Here is an 18,136-nt window from a genome sequence, read left to right as displayed (position 1 = left end):
CGTCCCAGCGGCCAAGACCAACGACTGACCACACCACCAGGGGTGGGTCCGGATTCAACCGGAACGACCGGGTCACGATTCAACCGGAGTTGACAGGGACGCCGTTGCGCGGCGCACCGCGCGGCGCGGTGCGCGGCGCGCAGCGCCGCCCTTGATCCTGTATGGCGAAATTCGGCAACAACCCGCGATGGGCGACGGGCATTTGCAGACCATCCTCGCGGCTCGTCGCGCTGTCTCGAACTCGTCGCGCTGGTCTGAACTGTGCGGGCTGGCAGCGCTTTTCGGGCAATCCGTCGGCGCGGTGGCGTAGGGTGATGCCACCTCCCGTTAAGGGGCGGTGCGGCAGTTGGTCCAGGCCGCACCGCGCCGAGAAAGGAGGTGGTGGGGAATGGCGAAACATCGCCGGGCAAAGAGCAAGGCCCCGGTCGACTACGGCATGCTGCTTGCGGTTGCTGCCGTGGCCGCCGGGGCGCTCGTAGTGGTCCGCCGAGTGCGGGCTAGCTAACCCACCTGGCGGGGCGTCGGTGACGCGGCGTCCCGCCTCTCGGCATCACTCTCGTGACGACTCAACCTTACAGACGTTACGCACGTTACGCACCTTACGCACTCGGCTTCGGGCACCTCACGCACCAAGGATCGAGAGGTACAGGCGCGTCGCCACGGCCTCGGCGTCCTCGGTCATTGGGTCGGTGTAGGTTTGCGCTCCTGGCAGGTTGGCGGCATACGTCCGGGCAGCGGTCGCGAGCACGCTCATGAGGCCGGATGAGCGCTGGATCGGCGACTTCGTGGCCCACGCGAGGTAGTTGACCTCTTCGGGAAGTTGAGCCTCGCAAGCAAGCCGAAGGGCGTACTTGTCGACCAAGCGGTCATCGTGGATGCCGAAAAGAGCTGCGGGCGCGAATCTTTCAGCTACTTGCCACCAGCGAACCGTCTGGAATACGTGGATGAGTCGGTCGGCGTACTGGTCGAGCAGGGCGGGGTGGAAGTTCGGCACCAAGCGGTCGTAGCGGAAATTCGCCGCCGACTCGGCACGGATTAGACGGTCAAGCTCGATCGTGGCCTCATGCGAAGCGGGTGAGTGAGTGAGCGTCCGGCCTCCCCCCAGGATGGCGTCCGCACCGCTTCCGCTCAAGACCGCACCAAGGGTAGGAATAGCATCGAAGGTGCGGCGAGCTGCGAGGAGGGGAATTCCTGCGGTGACCTCCCAAAGTTCTGATGTCCCGAGTCTGGTGATCACATCGCGAGACAGATCCACCACCTCGGCGGCAGTCAAACGGATGATGTCGTGCCGGAGGCCAAGCGCCCTCGCCGCCGCAGCTGCGTTGGCTTCATCGGACTGACCATCCGTCACGATGGTGACCGCAACGGGCTTTGCACCGAGATGGACCGCGACTGCAGCAACGTAGATCGAGTCGACACCACCACTGAGCAGAACGGCCGGTGTTCCACCGAACTTGTCGAGCACGGAGGCGACCCGCGTGCGTGTCTCCTCGGAAATCAGGCTGGCCGCTTCGACGGGATCGGTCAGCGTTCGTGCAGCGGGATTGGGAGCAGCGATGTCCTCAACTAGATCGGTCACGAACTGGAGCGGTTCGGCCGTTTGCGGTGCAAGAGTCTCGTAGGTCATGTCCACCGTTCCAGTTGAGTTGTGTAGATGAGGCGGTGCCGGTCGCCGGGCAGAACGAAGTCGCTGAACTCCACGACGCGGTCGTTGGTGTCGATCATCGACTTGTGCACGACGAAAACCGCGGTGCCGGGGATGAGTCCGAGTTCTCGCATCTCGTCGGGCGAAGGCAGTCGTGTGGTGATGTCTTCGACTACTCGGTCGACCTCAATGCCGAGTGTCGATAGCTGGTGCATGGTGCCGCCAGGCCACGGTTCGAGGTGGGGGTCCAGTAGGTCTGGATTCTTCTTGACCAGGTCAAGCACAAGATACGAGTTACCGAAGGCAAGCGGCACATCCTCGCTGGTGAACCGCGACCGATACGTACGCCGGAGAAGGTCAGTGCCGATAGGGACACCGAGAGCGGTTGCCACGGGCTCCGGGGCGGGGATGGTCTCGTACTGCGCCGAGAACGAGAACTCGTCAGTCCTTCGGCCCGTGTCCGTCTCAGCGCTTCCGTTGCGGCGGCGTTCCTCTTCGGGAGCGTGGACGAGGGACTTTTCCCGCTGGTGACGTTCGTTGCGTCGAATGACCTTGAGGCGCGGACTCCGAACGAAGGTACCGATCCCGTGCTTGGACTCGATGAGGCCCTGCGCGCGCAGTGTGGACAGGGCTTGGCGAAGAGTCGGGACGCTGACCTTGTAGCGCTCGATCAGTGCAGTTTCTCCCGGCAGGCGATCGCCAGGGCGTAGCTCTCCGTCGGCAATCTGGCGGCGTATGTCGTCGGAGATTAGCTCGTACTTCGCTGGCATCCGGTCCCTTCTCTCTGCCGAGGACTCATTCATCTTAGGTCCTCTTTAGGTCTTGCCAAGATGGCGTCCACTGTGCTCCTATATAGGAGATAGTCCTATATAGGAGTTCCACTCAACCATAAGGAGCCGACAGACATGGCACTCAAGAACTTCCGTTTCCCGGTGGCGTTCAAGGATGCGTTCCCGATGGGTTTGGTGCTGGTGGGGGAGATCGCCCCGTTGACGGAGTACAACTCCGACCGCAACGCGCCGCAGGTGCAGAAGGTCGACATGGATCGTGACGGCAACGGCACGGGGCTTCGCCTGTGGAAGGCGACGGTGACCGATCCGTCGGAGACGAACGCGAAGCGGGCGAGCTTTCAGGTGACGTTTGTGTCGCCGGTGCAGCCGGTTCCGTCGACGGCGGAGGTGCTGCCGGGGATGCGGCAGATCGAGTTGGAGGGTCTGACCGCGATGCCGAAGCTGATGGGCGCCGGTGAGTTCAAGTACGTGGGCTTCGATTTCCGGGCGACGGGGATCGTGGGCGATAACTCCGGTGCCAAGGGTGCCGGGTCGGCGAAGGCGGCCTGACGATGGACGCGGCGGATCGGGTGTCGGTGGGGATGCGTTGGGCGCGTTGGTCCGCCGTGGTCATCATCGTGGCGGTGGGGGTGGCGGCGTTCCGGTTGTCGTTCGCCACCCTGGAGGACCTTGCCCGGCTGGCGCATATCCCGGCGGGGGATGCGTGGCTGTTCCCGGTGATCGTGGATGGCACGATCCTGCTGGCGACGGCGGGGGTGCTGGTGTGCCCGGATCGCCGGGAGCGTCGGTTCTTCGTGTCGGTGCTGGTGGTCGGTGCGCTGGTCTCGGTCGCGGGTAACAGTTTGCACGCGGTCGCGGCCGGTCGGGACTTGCCGGGGTGGGCGGCGGCGTTGGTGGCGGGGATCGCCCCGATCTCGCTGCTGGCCGACACTCATGGGCTGGCGTTGTTGTTCCGTGCGGCGCAACGGCATTCGGCACCTGTGATCGAGTCGGCCCCGATGCGGGAACCGGTGCCGGTGGCCGTCGCTGAGCCGGTTTCCGTGCCTGCCGCGACGGTGGTGGAGCCGAAGTCTGGCTCGCGGGGCGGTAAGCGGTCGGGTGGGTCTTCGGCTGATCGGGCTGCGCGGGCGGTGGTGCTGGCTGCGTCGGGTCGGTCGGTGGCGGCGATCGCGACCGAGTTGGGCGTGTCGCAAGGCACGGTCCGCAAGTACCTGAAACCGGCGAAACCGTCTGCGGTGGAACCGGTTTCGAATTCCGAGTCCGAGTCCGTTCCGGCGTCGGTGTCGTCGCCGGTGTCGGTGGTTCGGGTGAGTCCTGTTCGTTCCTCGCGACCGGCCCCGGCCCAGCAGGCCATGTTGCCGATCGCTGTCCCTGTTGGGGGTAACTGATATGTCCGATATCAAGAAGCTGTGGCCGCGTCACTCGACCGGCAAGAACGACGACGTATTGATCACGATGGCGGCGCATCACGTCTCGTTCGAGACGCAGTGGTTCCGCGGCAAGGTGTTCGTGGCCTTCGGTCCGGACTGCGGGATGCAGTTGACGGTGGCCCAGGCGCGGGACCTGCGCGCGCTGTTGGATGCCGCGATCTCCGATGCCGAATCCGACCTCACCGACCGGGTGAGCCTGTTGAAGGCGGTGGCGTGATGTCGGCGTTGACGACGGTGCTGGTGGCGGGTGGCACGCTCGCCGCAGCGGGTGGGCTGGCGTGGATGCGTCATCAGGGTCCGGGTCCGCGCCGGCTGTCCGTGGCTGACATCGTGGCCGAGGCCCCGCCGGCATTGCGGACGGCGGTGCTGATCCTGGCCGATCGGGGACAGACGAACTTGATGCTGTCCGCGCTGGACCTCGGTTCCCCGGAGACCGGGTTCCCGTATGTGGATGCGTGGGACTACACGATCCACGGCATCGAGGTCGACGTGATGATGCTGGGCGGGCAGTCGCTGGCGGATTGGTCCAACGACGAAGTCCTGCAACAGTTCGCGACCTACCTCGGTGTTCCTCGGGTGAGTGCGTCGTCACCCGCTGCGAGCTGGGTCCGTCTCCAGGTGCGCGTGCATGACACGCTCGCCGCCCCGGCAACGGCGCCGGATGTGGTGCACCCTGTCGCCTCCGATGGTGTGGGTGGCGGGGTGGACCTGGAGGCGGTCCCGGTCGGAGTCACTGAGGAGTACGACTGGTGGCGGCTGCGGGTCCTGTACTCCCACATCCTGTTGGCTGGTGCGACCGGTTCCGGCAAAGGCTCGGTGTTGTGGTCGATCCTGGCGGGGTTGGGTCCGGCGATCCGGGATGGTCTGGTGGATGTGTATCTGGCGGACCCGAAGGGCGGCATGGAATTCGGGCGCGGTGAGAACCGGCTGTTCGTGCGGTTCGCGACCGATCCGGCCTCGATCCTGGCCATGCTCACCGACGCCGTGGAGGTTCTGTCGGAGCGGGCGGTGAAACTGCGCCGCGCCGGGGTCCGTAAGCATGTCCCGACCCCGGATGAGCCGCTGATTCTGATCATCATCGATGAGGCCGCGGCCTTGTCGGCGTATGCGGTGCGCGAGGAGAAGGCCGAGTTCGAGCGGTTGTTCGGGCTGCTGTTGTCCCAAGGTCGCGCGGTCGGTGTGTCGGTGGTGGCGGCGTTGCAGGACCCGTCCAAGGAGACGATGCCGTTGCGGCAGTTGTTCCCGGTCCGGATCGGCCTGCGCCTGGACGAACCGTCCCAGGTCGCGATGGTGCACGGGCAGGGCGCTCGGGCTCGGGGTGCGCGCTGCGACGAGATCGCCACGGACACACCCGGTGTCGGCTACGTCGGCGAAGACGGCTCCAACACCTTCACCCGGGTACGGGCGTTCTTCGTCTCCGACACCGATATCGATGCCCTGATCGACGCCTACGCCCCGGCCCGTCCCACCGTCGTGGATCTCGAACCCCAAGACGACTACAGCGATTTCGACCCGGACTACATCCCCGGCGAGGACGACGAGACGAGTTCGGGGGTGGCGGCGTGAAGCGGGGATTCGTGACCGAGACACACGTGGTCGTCTACTGCGACACCTGCGGCGACATCTACACCGACCGCGACGGCGGCGAAGCGGCCTGCTTCGACAGCGTGAATCAGGCCATCTCGTTTCTGACTCTCGGCGCGGTCGGGATCGCCTGGTCCTACGACGGCGACAAAGTCACCTGCGACGGCTGCCACGCCACCGAACACTGCGCCGTCAACGGCCACACCTACACCACGTCGTCGTGGCGGTCGGTCACCTGGCCCCTCGGCGTTTCCACCCGTTCCCGTACCTGCGACGTGTGCGGCATCTCCGAAAACGAGGTCTGATCATGAATACCCGAAACCGCAAGCACCACAACAACACCCGCGTCGTCCACGGCATCGACGCCGATGGGTCGAATGTGATCGAGCTGGCCGCGTGGCGGCGCACTCACCACGAACGCCGCGGCCTGTCCCCGACCGAAGTCGCCGTCCACGTGCTGGCCGAGTCCGGCCACACCCTGACCGGCTGGGACCTCGGCCCTGATGACGGCGACGGCGGGTGGGCGGCATGAGCACCCGTAAACCTCGGCCGGTGAACCCGATCGTGGCCGAGGCGGCCAAACAGAACGCGCAGAGCAAGGCTCGCGAGACCCGGTCTCGTCAGGGCCTGCACACCCCGCACGCCGATCAACTCGCCCTGTTCGATCTCGATCTACCGCAGGAGCACACGTCATGACCACGAAACTCGCTGCGGTGCAGCGTGATCCGATGGACGTGCTCGGGCTCGCGATCCTCAACACCGTGACCGCCATCCTGGTCGGCGTCCTGGTCGTGGCGCGGTGGATGGTGTTGTTCCCGATGTTCTCACTGCCCCTCGGGATCGCGGTCGCGGCCGGCACTCTGCTCGCCTGGTGGGCGGGTGTCGGGGTCGCGGGGTGCTCCGCTGCGGGGATCATGCTCTGGCGACGCAGGAGACCAGAGATGTTCGAGCGGTGGGTCACCTCGCGGGCACGACACCGAGCCCTGGCCTGGTGGCGGTACCGGCGTCGCTGGACCCGGCTGCTGAGCGCCTGCCACCTGACCATCAGCGGACAGGATCGGGTGTTGGTGCCCCGCCTGCTGTCGGTGGAGTTGGGGACGGGCTCGGATCGGGTGCGGGTGCGGATGCTGCCCGGCCAGTGCCCCGCCGACTGGGAGAACCGCACCGACCACCTCGCGCACGCCTTCGGCGCCGCAGCGTGCCGAGCCACCATCACCGGCCCCGCGCTCGTGGAACTGGCCTTCCGCCACGGGGATTCTTTGGTTACTCCGGTGCCGCTACGGCATATCGCCGGCGGCTTGTCGTGGGAGAAGGCGGTATGAGGTTCTATCTGGGAAGTCATCATCCGGGTTGGTTGTCGCGTACGGGGCTGCCGTTGTTTATCTCGGATGTACGGCTGTCGCGGTACAAGACCTTGCCTCGCGCCAAGGGCCGGTGGGCACTGGATTCGGGTGGGTTTTCCATGCTGAGCGTGCACGGTTCGTGGTCGGATGGGCCGACCCCGAAGCAGTACGCCGAGCGCGTGCGTCGTTACGCAGTCGAGGTTGGTGGACTGGATTGGGCCGCTCCACAGGACTGGATGTGTGAGCCGTTCATCATCGCCAGAACCGGGCTGACGGTCGCCGAGCACCAGGCGCGGACCGTCAGCAACTACCTGGAGCTCCGTTCGCTGGCACCGGAGTTGCCGTTCGCGCCCGTCTTGCAGGGGTTCGACCTGTCGGACTACGCCCATTGCGCGCACCTGTATGACAAGGCAGGGGTGGACCTGGTCGCCGCGAGCGTTGTGGGAGTGGGGTCGGTCTGCCGCCGCCAAGCCACGACCGACGCCGCCCTGATCATGTCCACATTGTCCGAGCAGCTGCCTGGCGTACGACTGCACGGGTTCGGTATCAAGACCACCGGACTCGGCAAATACGGCGCCCTGCTCGCCAGCGCGGATTCGATGGCCTGGTCCTACAACGCACGCCGTGAGGCTCGACCGCTTCCGGGCTGCACCGGGCACAAGAACTGCGCGAACTGCCTGCGCTACGCATTGGCCTGGCGTAACCGAGTCCTCGCACAACTCACCCCGACCCCAAGTTCGCCGCGCCGCCGTCACGCGCATCGCGTGGCACCGAATCAGCTTGCCCTATTCGACCTAGAGGGGGCCGCGTGAACACCACAGACAGCGTGGTCGTTCCGGTTGTCCGGCAGACCGCGGCCCAGCGCCGCAGCCTGCCGGACTTCCGGGATGTCGCCCAAGCCACCGCCGAGAAGTTCGGAGTCTGCACCCGCCCGGTGTCCATGCGGGTCATCGACCCGGCGACCGGCACGACCAGCTATGTCGCCGCGCCATGCAAGTCCACGGTGGCGAGCGTGTGCAAGCCGTGTGCGGACAAAGCGCGCTGGCTGCGGATGACTCAATGCCGCGAAGGCTGGCACGCCGACACCGAACCCGTCGAGGACGTTCGCGAACCCACCGAGCAGCAAACCGCCCTGCTGACCGCCCGCGCCGACCTGATCACCGAATACCAGCACGCCCGCGACCACGGCGAAGACCCCGAACTCGCCACCGCGCTCGCGGACCTGGTAGCCGACCTGGATCGCGAGTTGCGCGATTCCGGATTCCGGGGACCCCTACCGCCGTTGGAACCACGGTCGCGCAAGCGTCGGACCCGCTCCACCAAACGCCGCCAAGACGCCCCGAACCTGCCACGCAAGAAGGTCGCCAAGACCACCGTCGGGCAGGTGATCGGCGGTTACCGGTCCTCGATGATGGTCACCCTGACCATGCCCTCCTACGGGGCGATCAACCGCGACGGCGCCACCGACAACGACGGCAAACCCTGCTCGGACGGCTCACCCCGCCACCCCGACTCCTACGACTACCCGCGTGCCGCGCGTGACATCGTGTTCTTCTCCCGCCTGGTCGACCGTTGGATTCAAAACCTGCGCCGCGCAGTCGGATTCGACGTGCAGTACTTCGCCACCGTGGAACCGCAGAAACGCGGCGCCCCGCACCTGCACCTGCTGTTGCGGGGCGCGATCTCGCGGGAACTGCTGCGCGCGGTGACCGCGGCGACCTACCACCAAGTGTGGTGGCCCCACTTCGGCCCCGAACACGAGGTGTACTCCGGGGACCGGATGCCGCGCTGGGACTACCAAGCGCTCACCTTCGTAGACCCCGACTCCGGTCGGCCGTTGACCGGCTGGGACGACGCCCTGGACGTACTCGACGGCGTGGACGACCTCGAACCGGCCTACACGGTGCGCTTCGGCGAACGCATGGACCCCGGCCACATGAAAGGGTTCATCCCCGGCGAGAAAGCCGACCGCGCCATCGGCTACGTCACCAAATACCTCACCAAAAGCATTTCCGAAGTCCTGGAGACGAACTCGGCCCGCACCGCCGCCCACTACGACCGGCTGCACGCGGAATTGCAGCACACCCCGTGCTCGCCACGCTGCCCGGTCTGGCTGCGCTACGGCATCGTCCCCCAAGGCGCCACCGACAAAACCATCCCCGGACGCTGCCGCGGCAAAGCCCACCGCCGCGACACCCTCGGCCTGCCCGGCCGCCGCGTCCTCGTCTCCCGGAAATGGTCCGGCAAAACCCTGCCCGACCACAAACACGATCGCGCCGAATTCGTTCGGCAACTCCTCGCCAGCGTCGGAATCCACAAACCCGACACCTCACACCTGATCGTGCGGCCCGTCGAACCCGGCGACCACACCGCACCACCCCGAGACCACCTCATCATGGCCGCCATCGCCCAACGCGCCACATGGCGAGCCGAATACACCAAAGCCCTGCTCGCGGCAGGGCCACCAGACACTCCGGCTTCACGTGAAACCGTTGCAACACAACAACATTCGCTGCTGACGGCGGCGTAGCAGGGGAGGTAAGGAAATGGGCACAGCGTTCATGACCGTGCAGCAAGCAGCGGACGTGTTGCAGGTGTCGCGCTACAGCATCTATCGGCTGATCTGGTCCGGGCAGGTGCAGTCGGTCACCATTGGTCGGTCTCGCCGGATCATCCGGCAGTCGTTCGACACCTACGTGTCCGACCTGATCGACCAGGCGGCGTGATGGCCGACAAGAAGCCTGCTCGGAAGAAGAGCCCGAACGGCTCCGGCAACATCAGTGCCCGGAAAGACGGCCGCTACGAGCTGAAACTGTTCGTGGATACCCCCGACGGCACCCGCAAACGGATCAGCGTCTATGGGGCAACCTGGGAAGAAGCCGACGCCGAACGAACGCGGCTGAAAGAGTTGCAGCGCAAGGGAATCCCTGTTGATGTCACCACCATGACGGTTGCCCAGTACCTCAGGTATTGGCTGACCGAAGTCGCGGAACCGAAGATTCGACGGACCACGTTCGCCACGTACGAGGGCGATGTTCGATTGCATCTGATTCCGGGGCTGGGGAAGCGAAAGCTCCGAGCGCTGGACAGTCGGCACGTGCGGACGTTCATCACAGGTCTGCGGACGAAATGCCAGTGCTGCGCGCAGGGCAAGGACGCTAAACGGGCGAAACCTCGGTGCTGCGCGAAGTCTCCGGCCACGTGTTGCGGTGATGTGTTGTCGATCAGTTCGGTTCGGCATGTTCTGCGGGTGTTGCGGGCGGCGCTGCAAGATGCGGTTGACGACGAACTCATCAGCCGGAATGTCGCGCGGCCGGTGAAGGTCAGCGACGTTGGCGAGCACAAGGTCCGAGCGTTCACCAGGGTGGAAGCTCGGCGGTTCCTCCAGGTCGCAGAGGATCACCGGCTTCATGCGTTGTGGGCGGTGGCGCTATCGATGGGCTTGCGACGCGGAGAGGCGCTCGGGTTGTCCTGGGATGACGTGGACCTTGTCGCGGGCCGTCTAGTTGTTCGGCAAGCCCTGCACCGGGTGGACGGCTCGCTCAAGCTCGATGCGGTCAAGACCGCGGGGTCGAACGCTACCTTGCCCATCCCGCGGGCGCTGGGTGCGGTGCTTCGCGATCACCGCAAACGACAGCTCGAAGAGCGGTTCGCGGCTGGTAGTCGGTGGACGGAATCCGGGCTGGTCTTCACTACATCGCTGGGTCGGCCCATCGAGCCCCGGAATATGAACCGGATGTTCCGGCAACTGTGCAACAAGGCAGGTGTGCCAGCTGTTCGTGTTCACGATTTGCGGCATTCTTGCGCGACTCTGCTGTTCACGATGGGTGTGGATGCCGCGACAGTTCAGCGGATACTTCGCCACAGCTCGATCAGTGTGACGACTGGCACTTACGTGGAAGTGATCGAATCCGTGAAGCGTGAAGCGTTGGATTCGTTCGACGTGTTGCTCGCTTCCGCCGACGACACTGCGATCTGACTTGTCGTCAAAAGTGTCGTCAGCGGTCGATCTAGACGAGCGAAAAATGGTTGTCTTTCCTGGTGGAGCTAAGGGGACTCGAACCCCTGACCCCCACACTGCCAGTGTGGTGCGCTACCAGCTGCGCCATAGCCCCTTGTTCAGATGTTGGCGAGGTTTCCCTCGCGCCTGATGAAAGTTACACCACGCGGAGGTCAAGGGCCAAATCGCCTGGAAATGGGGGTGGCGGGGTGGTGAACGGGGCGGTATATTCGAACATATGTTCGATCGAGATCGACGGGTGGCCGGGGACTTCGGGGCGTTGAGCGACGAAGCGTTGATCGAGGCGCTGCGGGAGGCTCACGGGGCGGCGGCGGCCGCGCAGGCCGCGGAGGTGTTCGCGGTGCGCGAGCTGTATCGGCGGCATCGGGCGGAGAGTGCGGAACCGGGGCCCGGCGGGGTGCGGGCGGGGGAGTTCGCGGCGGCGGAGGTGGCGGTCGCGCTGTTCGTGGACGAGGGGACGGTGGGGGCGCTGATCGATATCGGGCTGGCGTTGGAGGAGTCGTTGCCGCGCACGCGGGCGGCGTTCGCGGCGGGCCGGATCGATCTGGCGAAGGTGCGGGTGATCGTCGACAGCACGCGGGCGCTGGCACGCGAGGTGGTGGACGTGCTCGAGCCGCGACTGCTCGACGCGGCCGGCCGCACGAATCCCGCCCGGTTGCGGCAGGCGGCGCGCCGCTGGGTGCACCGGATCGACCCGGCGGGCACCAGGCGCCGCCGGGAGCGCAGGCAGGACGATCGGGACGTGCGTATCCGGGCCGTCCAGGACGGTTTGGCGGTGTTCGACGGCATACTTCCCGCGCCCGGTGCGCAGACGGTGGCGATGCGGTTGCGGGAGTTGAGTCTTCAGGTGTGCTCGGCGGATCCGCGGACCATGCCGCAGCGGCGGGCCGACGCGCTGGTGGCGCTGGCGGACGGGTCGGGGCGGTTGCGCTGTCGGTGCGGGCGTGGTGGGCGGTGCCCGAAATCGGCTGTGCCGGAAGCGGAGCCGCGCGAACCGCTCATTCAAATCGGCATCCCCGCGGACACGCTGTTCGATATGCGTGATGCGCCTGCCTTTCTCGCCGGCTACGGGCCTATCGATGCCGACCTCGCCCGCGAGATCGCCGAACGCGCGCGCTTCCGCATCGTCCGCGAGCGCGACGAGTCGACCGAAGACGCGGCGCGGGCTGTCGACGGAGTGTGCCGATTCCCGGGCTGTACGGTCCCGGCCGCGGCCGCCGAGGTCGTTCGCGGACGCACTTCGTTCCTCACGCTGTGCGTGCGGCATCGGAGGCTGAAAGTGTTGGCGGACAAGGGGAAGCAGCGTTGGCGAGTGTGGGAGGCGGATCCGGATCGGTTGCAGTGGACCGCTCCCGACGGTGAGATCCACACCTCGCGTCGGGAGGGGGCACGGTATCTCTTCCCGAACACGGATATCGCCCTCCCGCCGATCGAAAATCGGTTCACCACAGATGATTACGAGCCGTCGCGGCTCCGGCCCACCGCTGACGAGCTGCTGTATCCCCTCGCGAACCACGTCCCGGTCCACCCGCAACTCGCGCGCATCGCACCGGAGGACGACATCCCGGAAACAGAGGGTGCGTGAAGCCCTGATCCGGTGGCGAAACCGCTCACCGTGCCCACTCCACCTCCCCTTGCTACCGTGAATCGGTCGGGGGTTCAGGATGAGGATGGGCATGTTGGCGCAGGTAGATGTGGGTGTCCGGGGGCTCGAGGAGGTGCTGGCCGCGCAGCGGTGGCGGTTCGCCGGGCGGGACGTGTGGGAGTTCGAGGCCGGGGGATGGGAGCACCTGTCGGGTGCGCCCAGTGCGCTCGTGGTGGTGGAGGGGTTGGTGCGGGTCGAGGGGCTGGCGGAGTCCGAGGATCTGGCGTGCGGGGATTTTCTGTTCGTGCCGCGCGACGAGCGGTTCGCGCTGAACGCGATGACCGAGGCGATCGTGCTGCGGTTGCAGCTCACGCCGGTGGCGATGGGGGACGCCGTGGACGCGTTGCCGCAGCGGTTGGTGCTGCACGAGTTCGGGCGGCACGCGCCGCTGGCCGCGACGATGTTCCGGTATCTGGTGCAGGAGTGCGCGGACCCGAGCGGGGTGCAGGGTGACCGGGTGGTCACCGTGGTCGCGTCGGCGGCGGTCGAATCGTGGTACACCCGCGGGTGCGCGCCGAAGCGGTGGCTGTTGCGCGTCAACGAGCCGGGGATCGCGCGGGCGGTGGCGGCGATCCACGCCGACCCGGGGCGGGGGTGGACCGTGGAGGCGCTGGCGCGGGTCGCGTTGGCGTCGCGCTCGGGGTTCGCCGCGCGGTTTCAGGCGGCGACCGGGCTCACGCCGGGCCGGTACCTGGCGAAGCTGCGCGTGGAGCACGCGCAGCGGATTCTCGCCGAGAACGACGCACCGGTCGGCGTGGTCGCGCGGCGGCTCGGCTATCGGTCGGAGACCGCGTTCGGGCGCGCGTTCCGTCGGCATACGGGTGTCACGCCCTCGGAGTGGAGGCGCGCCGCCCGCATCTGACCTGGATTGGTCGAGGCGGCGAATTGCTCCGCGCAACGCATATGGTGGAGGTACCATAACCATATGGCACTGAAGAAGACCACCGTTATGGTCGACGAGAACGACCTGGAGCTGATCAAGCAGGCTGCGGCACGAGAAGGGAGGCCCGAATCCGAGTTCTTCCGTGAGGCGTTCCACCTCGCGGCGATTCGGAGCCGCCGCTGGCAGGACGACTGGGACATTCCGGTTGTCGACTTCGGGCGGTCTATTTCTGCGGACGAGATCGACCGAACCATCGGCGACGGGATCATCGAGGCGGAGGGCCGCTGATCGATGCTGCTGATCGGTGACACGTCCGGTTTCGTCGCAGCATTCAATCCTTCGGATCCCGAGCACGATCCGGCGCGGAAGGCGCTCCAACAGGCTGCCCTCACAGTCGTGTCGCCGTTGGTGTTGCTCGAGATCGAGCATGTGCTCACGCGGAATGTCAACCGCGCAGCGGCCTACGGCGTCAACGATTGGCTGCTCGCACAGGAGCGCACGGGGCGAATCGAGGTACCGGAGATCACTTCGATGGTGCTTCGGACCGCCAGAAAAGTGCAGAACCGCTATGGCGCACTGCGTTTGGACTTGACCGACGCGACGAATGTGGCGCTGGCCGAACGATATGAGACGGTGGACGTGCTGACGTTGGATCGGCGGGACTTCCGAGCGATCGCACCGCTGACCAGCCACAAGGCTTTCCGGGTGCTCCCTGACGATCTCTGACCGACGGTGCGCCCGCCCGCCCACCGGCTCGGGTCGCCGAAACGACCCGAGCCGGAACAACTCTCACCCTCGGGAGCGTGAGAGCGACGTCCTGATCACCACACCGCCGACCAACGCGGCGACGGCGGCGGCGAGGTAGGTGGCGGTGAGGCCGATGGCGTCGACGCCGCGGCCGCCGACCGCCGAGCCGAGGATGATCGCGAGCTGGAAGCCGGCCACGACCAGCCCGCTGCCCGCTTCGACGCGGTCGGGCAGGACGCGGGAGACCCACACCTGGACGAGGTTGAGGATGCCGCCGAAGGCGCCGCCCCAGACGAATACGGCCAGGTAGGCGAGGGCGGGCACCGAGCCGGAGGCGAGGATGACGAGGATCGACACGGTGATGGCCAGCGGCACCGCCAGCAGCAGCGGTTCGAGTCTGCGGTCGGCGAGCGCGCCGGTGGCGAAGTTGCCGAGCAGGCCGCCGATGCCGAAGAGCGCCAGCAGGATCGGGATCGCGGTGGGGCCGGCGTCGAGCAGTTCGGTGAGGGCCGGGCGGATGTAGGTGTAGCCGGCGAAGTGGCCGCCGATCACGGCGATCACGCTGAACAGGCCGAGCGCGACACCGGGAGCGCGCAGGGCCGCGCCCATCGCCGACCAGCCGATACCCGGCGTGGGCGGCACGGGCGGCAGCGTCAGCTGGACCGCGACGGCGGCGACGACGGTGAGTGCGGCCGCGACGACGAACACCACCCGCCAGCTGGCGAAGGTGCTCAGCAGGACGCCGAGCGGGACACCGGCGACGGTCGCGACCGTGGTGCCCGTGTTGACGATCATCATGGCCCTGCCGAGCCGGTCCGCGGGCACCAGCCGGGCGGCGATCACCAGCGCCATCGACCAGTAGCCACCGACGGCGGCGCCCAGCAGCAGGCGCGCGATCAGCAGCAGCGCGATGTTCGGGGCCAGTGCCACCACGAGGTTCGACACCGCGGCGCCGACCGTCAGCGCGACCAGCAGCGTGCGGCGGTCGACGCGCGGGAACAGGGAGCTCAAGCCGACGGCGGTGAGCAGGGCGGTGAGGGCCGTCGCGCTCACCGAGAGCCCGACGACGCCTTCGGCAACGCCCAGATCGTCGGCCATCGTGGTCAGCACGCCTGGCGGCAAGAACTCGGCGGTGACCAGGGTGAAACTGCCCAGGAACATGGTGAGCAGGGCGGGCCAGGCCCGGCGGGTCGCGTCCGGCGTCGAGATCGCCGGCTGGGTCGTTGTCGTCATGCCGGGTGCAACAGCCGTGAGCGTCGCCGGGACGCGACCGAAACGCCATCGCGCTCGACTCGAACGCCAGCGTTGCGCTGCGCGGCGCCGGTCGGCGTGCCGTCAGCGGTATCCGTGCGCCGCCGGGGTGAGTGTGCCGTCGCAGGGTGCTGCCGGTTGGGGGTGTCTGCCGCTGCGCCTTGCGTCACCGGTCGGCGGCCGCCAGCCGCACCCTCGCGTCATCGGGCGGGGCGTCTGCTGTCGTACCGGGCGTCACCGGGTGGGCGTCCACCGCCGAACCTTGCGTCACCGGGCGGGAGCGTCCACCGCCGCACCTCGCGCCGGGTTGAGGGTGCCCACCGCCGCACCTTGCGCCCCGCACGGCGTCCCGCCAGCTATCCCCTGTGCCACGGTCGGGCCGCCCACCGCCGCATCCAGCGCCACCAGCCCACGCATCCTCACCCTCCCGCACCACCACCTCACCGCCATCTACAGTGTCGGGTATGGCAATTCGCCGATTCGCCGTGATAATCGCAGCTCTGGTGTCGTTGCTGTCTGTGCCGATGGGGGCGGCGGTCGCCGAGTCCGGTGGTGTGGTCGAGTACCGCGCGCAGCCCGCGGGATGGGGTGGGTTCGAGAACGCGTACTTCGTCTCGTATCGCACCGAGGGCCCGACCGGCGCGGCGACCACGGCGACGGGCGCCGTGTTCGTGCCGCCCGGCACCGCCCCCGACGGCGGGTGGCCCGTGGTGGCGTGGGCGCACGGAACGTCCGGGCTCGGGCCGACCTGCGGCGTCACGCCGTCGGCCGCGGCCGGTGACGGCTGGATAGTCGAGCGGCTGCTGTCGGCGGGCTATGCCGTGGCGACGCCGGACTACCTGGGCTTGGGGCCGGGTGCGGAGACCACGCACCCGTATCTACAGTCCCGGACCGAGGCGACGGCGACCATCGACCTCGTGCGCGCGGCGGTGCGCTCGGACGACTCGCTCTCCTCGTCGTGGGCGGTCGCCGGGGTGTCCCAGGGCGGGCACGCGGCGCTCAACGCCGGCCATCTCGCGTCGAGTTACGCGCCGGAGCTGGACTTTCGCGGCACCGTCGCGATGGCGCCCGCCTCGAACTTCGAGACCGTGTTCGCCCTGGCGGGCCCGCACGTGCCCTCGGTCGACCTGCTGAACGCGCTCACACCGAACCTCGCCGCGCTGCTCGGCGGGCTCCAGCTGGCCGACCCGGACTTCCCGGTCCGCGACTACCTGACGCCGTCCGGGCAGCGGCTGGTGGCGGACCTGGCCACGAAATGCGTTGGCGCATGGGGTGATTCCGCGGATGGCGCGTCGATTGGGTCGATTCTCGCGCGGCCGCTGGGTGATCCGCCGTTCGCGTCCCGGCTCAGTCGGTACATGGCGGTGCCCACCGCCGGCTACGACCGCCCGATCTTCGTGGCGCACGGCGTGCCCGACACGACCGTCCCGATCCCGCTCACCCTGGCCCTGCTGGCCCAATTCGACGCCGCCGGAACGCGATACGAGTTCCGCAGCTACGACTCCGACCACCAGAAGATCACGGCCGATTCGCTGCCGGACGCGATCACGTTCCTGCACAAGGTGTTGCCCGCACGGTAGTTCTTCCTCGCCGCGGCTCGGTCTACGGCGCCGTGGACGGGCCGAAGAGAACGGCGTCGGCGATCCGCTCCACGGTCGCGAAGGCGCCGGGCCGCGTGCGTAGATGGGGTGTGCGCGCCAGGTCGACGGCGACCGCGAGCACGGCGTCGAGCCGGATTCTGGCCTCCGCCTCGCCGATGGCCACGTGCTGCGCGCGAATGTGCTCGAGCCATTCGCCGAAGTAGTCGCGGCGACTCTGCTGGATGCGGTCGCCGACATCGGCGGGCAGATGCCGGGTCTCGGTGGCGAGTATGGCCGCGTACCCACCGTGACGATCGACGAAGTCGAGATACCCGCGCAGAATCGCGGTGCCGCGTTCGTGGTCACCGGCCTCGGCGAGCGCGCGATAGAGATCGCGCCACACCCACTCCATGCTTCGTTCCACAGCCGCGGTCAACAGATCCAGTTTCGAGGCGAAGTGGTGGTAGATCGTCGGCCCGGCCACGCCGGCCTCGGCGCCGATCTCCTCCATGCTGACCGTGTCGTAGCCGCGCGCGCCGAACAGGTTCGCGGCGGCGGACAGTAGACGCTCCCGGCGGGCCGAGGGCAGGTGATCGGCGGCGCCGATCTCGTCCGCCGCGGTCGCGGGTTCCGCGCCGAGGACCGATCGGGCGATGTGCCCGAAGACGCGCTCGAACTCGCCACGGGTGAGATCGCGGCTGCGTGGCGAGGCGCCGCACAATGCCGAGCACGTGCTCGCGGCGAGCAGCTCGGCGTCCGCCGCCGCCAGCTCCGGCCGCTTCGCCCGGATGATCGCGGCCAGTTGGCCGAGTGTGCGGCGTATCTCGGCGCGCAGTTCCGCGAAGGCGCCGGGTGGCAGACTGCGGGCTTCCTGCTGCCAGAGCACGCCGAGGCGCCGTACATCGGCCGCGACGCCGACGAGTCCGTCGACGAGTACGTCCAGACCGGCGTCTGCTTGCGCGCAGCTGTCGAACACCTGGCGGAACGGTGTCATCTCGGTAACCACCGCGGCGATCAGCAAGTCGGGCTTGCTGGAGAAGTGCCGGTACAGCGCGGACGGGCTGACGTTCACCGCCTCCGCCACCGCGCTCATGGACACCTGCTCGTAGCCGTGCCGGTGGAACAGATCGGTGGCGGCCGCGATGACGAGGTCCCGGCGATTGCGCGGCCGAGTCCCCCGTGGTGGCGCGAGGCGCGCCGATCGCGTCGTCACCGC

General features: G+C 67.6%; 21 protein-coding genes and 1 tRNA gene. 17 read left to right on the top strand and 5 right to left on the bottom strand.

Going from position 1 to position 18,136, the window contains the following annotated elements:
- Positions 1-622 precede the first annotated feature (622 nt).
- Together DFR74_RS05510 and DFR74_RS05505 are read right to left on the bottom strand one after the other, a co-directional pair.
- Positions 623-1,627, bottom strand: coding sequence for an asparagine synthase C-terminal domain-containing protein (locus DFR74_RS05510; RefSeq protein ID WP_157115903.1), 1,005 nt, complete (start codon positions 1,625-1,627; stop codon positions 623-625).
- On the bottom strand, positions 1,624-2,448 hold the full coding sequence (locus DFR74_RS05505) for a GntR family transcriptional regulator (RefSeq protein ID WP_198161925.1): 825 nt from the start codon (positions 2,446-2,448) through the stop codon (positions 1,624-1,626). Before DFR74_RS05505 ends, DFR74_RS05510 begins: the two co-directional genes overlap by 4 nt.
- Before the next feature lie 102 nt (positions 2,449-2,550).
- On the opposite strand from DFR74_RS05505, the gene DFR74_RS05500 reads away from it, so the two are divergent.
- Genes DFR74_RS05500 through DFR74_RS05450 form a run of 12 tightly spaced genes read left to right on the top strand, consistent with a single transcriptional unit; the run spans position 2,551 to position 10,772 of the window.
- A complete protein-coding gene (locus DFR74_RS05500; RefSeq protein WP_067514270.1) occupies positions 2,551-2,985 on the top strand; it encodes a hypothetical protein in 435 nt (144 codons plus the stop codon).
- A gap of 2 nt (positions 2,986-2,987) precedes the next feature.
- Entirely contained in the window at positions 2,988-3,824 is an 837-nt protein-coding gene (locus DFR74_RS05495; protein WP_067514269.1) for a DUF2637 domain-containing protein, read from the top strand.
- Position 3,825: 1 nt separating this feature from the next.
- Entirely contained in the window at positions 3,826-4,083 is a 258-nt protein-coding gene (locus DFR74_RS05490) for a hypothetical protein (protein ID WP_067514268.1), read from the top strand.
- Positions 4,083-5,432 (top strand): FtsK/SpoIIIE domain-containing protein, encoded by a 1,350-nt coding sequence (locus tag DFR74_RS05485; protein WP_067514267.1) that lies wholly within the window; start codon positions 4,083-4,085, stop codon positions 5,430-5,432. The genes DFR74_RS05490 and DFR74_RS05485 overlap by 1 nt, the downstream gene beginning before the upstream one ends.
- A gap of 11 nt (positions 5,433-5,443) precedes the next feature.
- Entirely contained in the window at positions 5,444-5,755 is a 312-nt protein-coding gene (locus DFR74_RS05480) for a hypothetical protein (RefSeq protein WP_147265742.1), read from the top strand.
- 2 nt (positions 5,756-5,757) lie between these two features.
- Entirely contained in the window at positions 5,758-5,982 is a 225-nt protein-coding gene (locus DFR74_RS05475; RefSeq protein WP_067514265.1) for a hypothetical protein, read from the top strand.
- Positions 5,979-6,146: a hypothetical protein gene (locus DFR74_RS35835; protein WP_157115902.1), complete on the top strand. Its 168-nt coding sequence runs from the start codon at positions 5,979-5,981 to the stop codon at positions 6,144-6,146. Before DFR74_RS05475 ends, DFR74_RS35835 begins: the two co-directional genes overlap by 4 nt.
- A complete protein-coding gene (locus tag DFR74_RS05470) occupies positions 6,143-6,772 on the top strand; it encodes a hypothetical protein (RefSeq protein WP_067514264.1) in 630 nt (209 codons plus the stop codon). Before DFR74_RS35835 ends, DFR74_RS05470 begins: the two co-directional genes overlap by 4 nt.
- On the top strand, positions 6,769-7,605 hold the full coding sequence (locus DFR74_RS05465) for a deazapurine DNA modification protein DpdA family protein (RefSeq protein WP_067514263.1): 837 nt from the start codon (positions 6,769-6,771) through the stop codon (positions 7,603-7,605). The genes DFR74_RS05470 and DFR74_RS05465 overlap by 4 nt, the downstream gene beginning before the upstream one ends.
- Entirely contained in the window at positions 7,602-9,323 is a 1,722-nt protein-coding gene (locus tag DFR74_RS05460; RefSeq protein WP_067514262.1) for a replication initiator, read from the top strand. Before DFR74_RS05465 ends, DFR74_RS05460 begins: the two co-directional genes overlap by 4 nt.
- Before the next feature lie 16 nt (positions 9,324-9,339).
- Positions 9,340-9,519 carry a helix-turn-helix domain-containing protein gene (locus DFR74_RS05455; protein ID WP_084538214.1) on the top strand — a complete coding sequence of 60 codons (180 nt, stop codon included), beginning with the start codon at positions 9,340-9,342 and terminating at the stop codon, positions 9,517-9,519.
- On the top strand, positions 9,519-10,772 hold the full coding sequence (locus DFR74_RS05450; protein WP_113974977.1) for a tyrosine-type recombinase/integrase: 1,254 nt from the start codon (positions 9,519-9,521) through the stop codon (positions 10,770-10,772). The genes DFR74_RS05455 and DFR74_RS05450 overlap by 1 nt, the downstream gene beginning before the upstream one ends.
- 60 nt (positions 10,773-10,832) lie before the next feature.
- Here the strand turns inward: DFR74_RS05450 and DFR74_RS05445 are convergent.
- A tRNA-Ala gene (locus DFR74_RS05445) sits at positions 10,833-10,908 on the bottom strand.
- Positions 10,909-11,031: 123 nt separating this feature from the next.
- Here DFR74_RS05445 and DFR74_RS05440 point away from each other — a divergent pair.
- From DFR74_RS05440 to DFR74_RS05425, 4 genes are all read left to right on the top strand, one after another.
- Positions 11,032-12,399 (top strand): DUF222 domain-containing protein, encoded by a 1,368-nt coding sequence (locus tag DFR74_RS05440; protein WP_067514260.1) that lies wholly within the window; start codon positions 11,032-11,034, stop codon positions 12,397-12,399.
- Positions 12,400-12,490: 91 nt separating this feature from the next.
- Positions 12,491-13,321, top strand: coding sequence for a helix-turn-helix domain-containing protein (locus tag DFR74_RS37590; RefSeq protein ID WP_267465396.1), 831 nt, complete (start codon positions 12,491-12,493; stop codon positions 13,319-13,321).
- 63 nt (positions 13,322-13,384) lie between these two features.
- Positions 13,385-13,630, top strand: coding sequence for a ribbon-helix-helix protein, CopG family (locus tag DFR74_RS05430; RefSeq protein WP_067514258.1), 246 nt, complete (start codon positions 13,385-13,387; stop codon positions 13,628-13,630).
- Positions 13,631-13,633: 3 nt separating this feature from the next.
- Positions 13,634-14,068, top strand: coding sequence for a type II toxin-antitoxin system VapC family toxin (locus tag DFR74_RS05425; protein WP_067514257.1), 435 nt, complete (start codon positions 13,634-13,636; stop codon positions 14,066-14,068).
- A 63-nt stretch (positions 14,069-14,131) separates the two neighbouring features.
- On the opposite strand, the gene DFR74_RS05420 is transcribed toward DFR74_RS05425, so the two are convergent.
- The gene (locus DFR74_RS05420) at positions 14,132-15,322 is read right to left on the bottom strand and encodes an MFS transporter (protein ID WP_067514256.1); all 1,191 of its coding nucleotides are present in this window, start codon (positions 15,320-15,322) and stop codon (positions 14,132-14,134) included.
- A gap of 482 nt (positions 15,323-15,804) precedes the next feature.
- Between DFR74_RS05420 and DFR74_RS05415 the strand changes: the two genes are divergently transcribed.
- A complete protein-coding gene (locus DFR74_RS05415) occupies positions 15,805-16,920 on the top strand; it encodes a lipase family protein (RefSeq protein ID WP_113974953.1) in 1,116 nt (371 codons plus the stop codon).
- Positions 16,921-16,942: 22 nt separating this feature from the next.
- On the opposite strand, the gene DFR74_RS05410 is transcribed toward DFR74_RS05415, so the two are convergent.
- The gene (locus DFR74_RS05410) at positions 16,943-18,133 is read right to left on the bottom strand and encodes a TetR/AcrR family transcriptional regulator (protein ID WP_067514254.1); all 1,191 of its coding nucleotides are present in this window, start codon (positions 18,131-18,133) and stop codon (positions 16,943-16,945) included.
- Positions 18,134-18,136: the final 3 nt, after the last annotated feature.

Source organism: Nocardia puris (assembly GCF_003315035.1).
Lineage (GTDB): Bacteria > Actinomycetota > Actinomycetes > Mycobacteriales > Mycobacteriaceae > Nocardia > Nocardia puris.
Note: the sequence above shows the minus strand (reverse complement) of the source record. Positions and strands in the feature narration are given on the sequence as shown.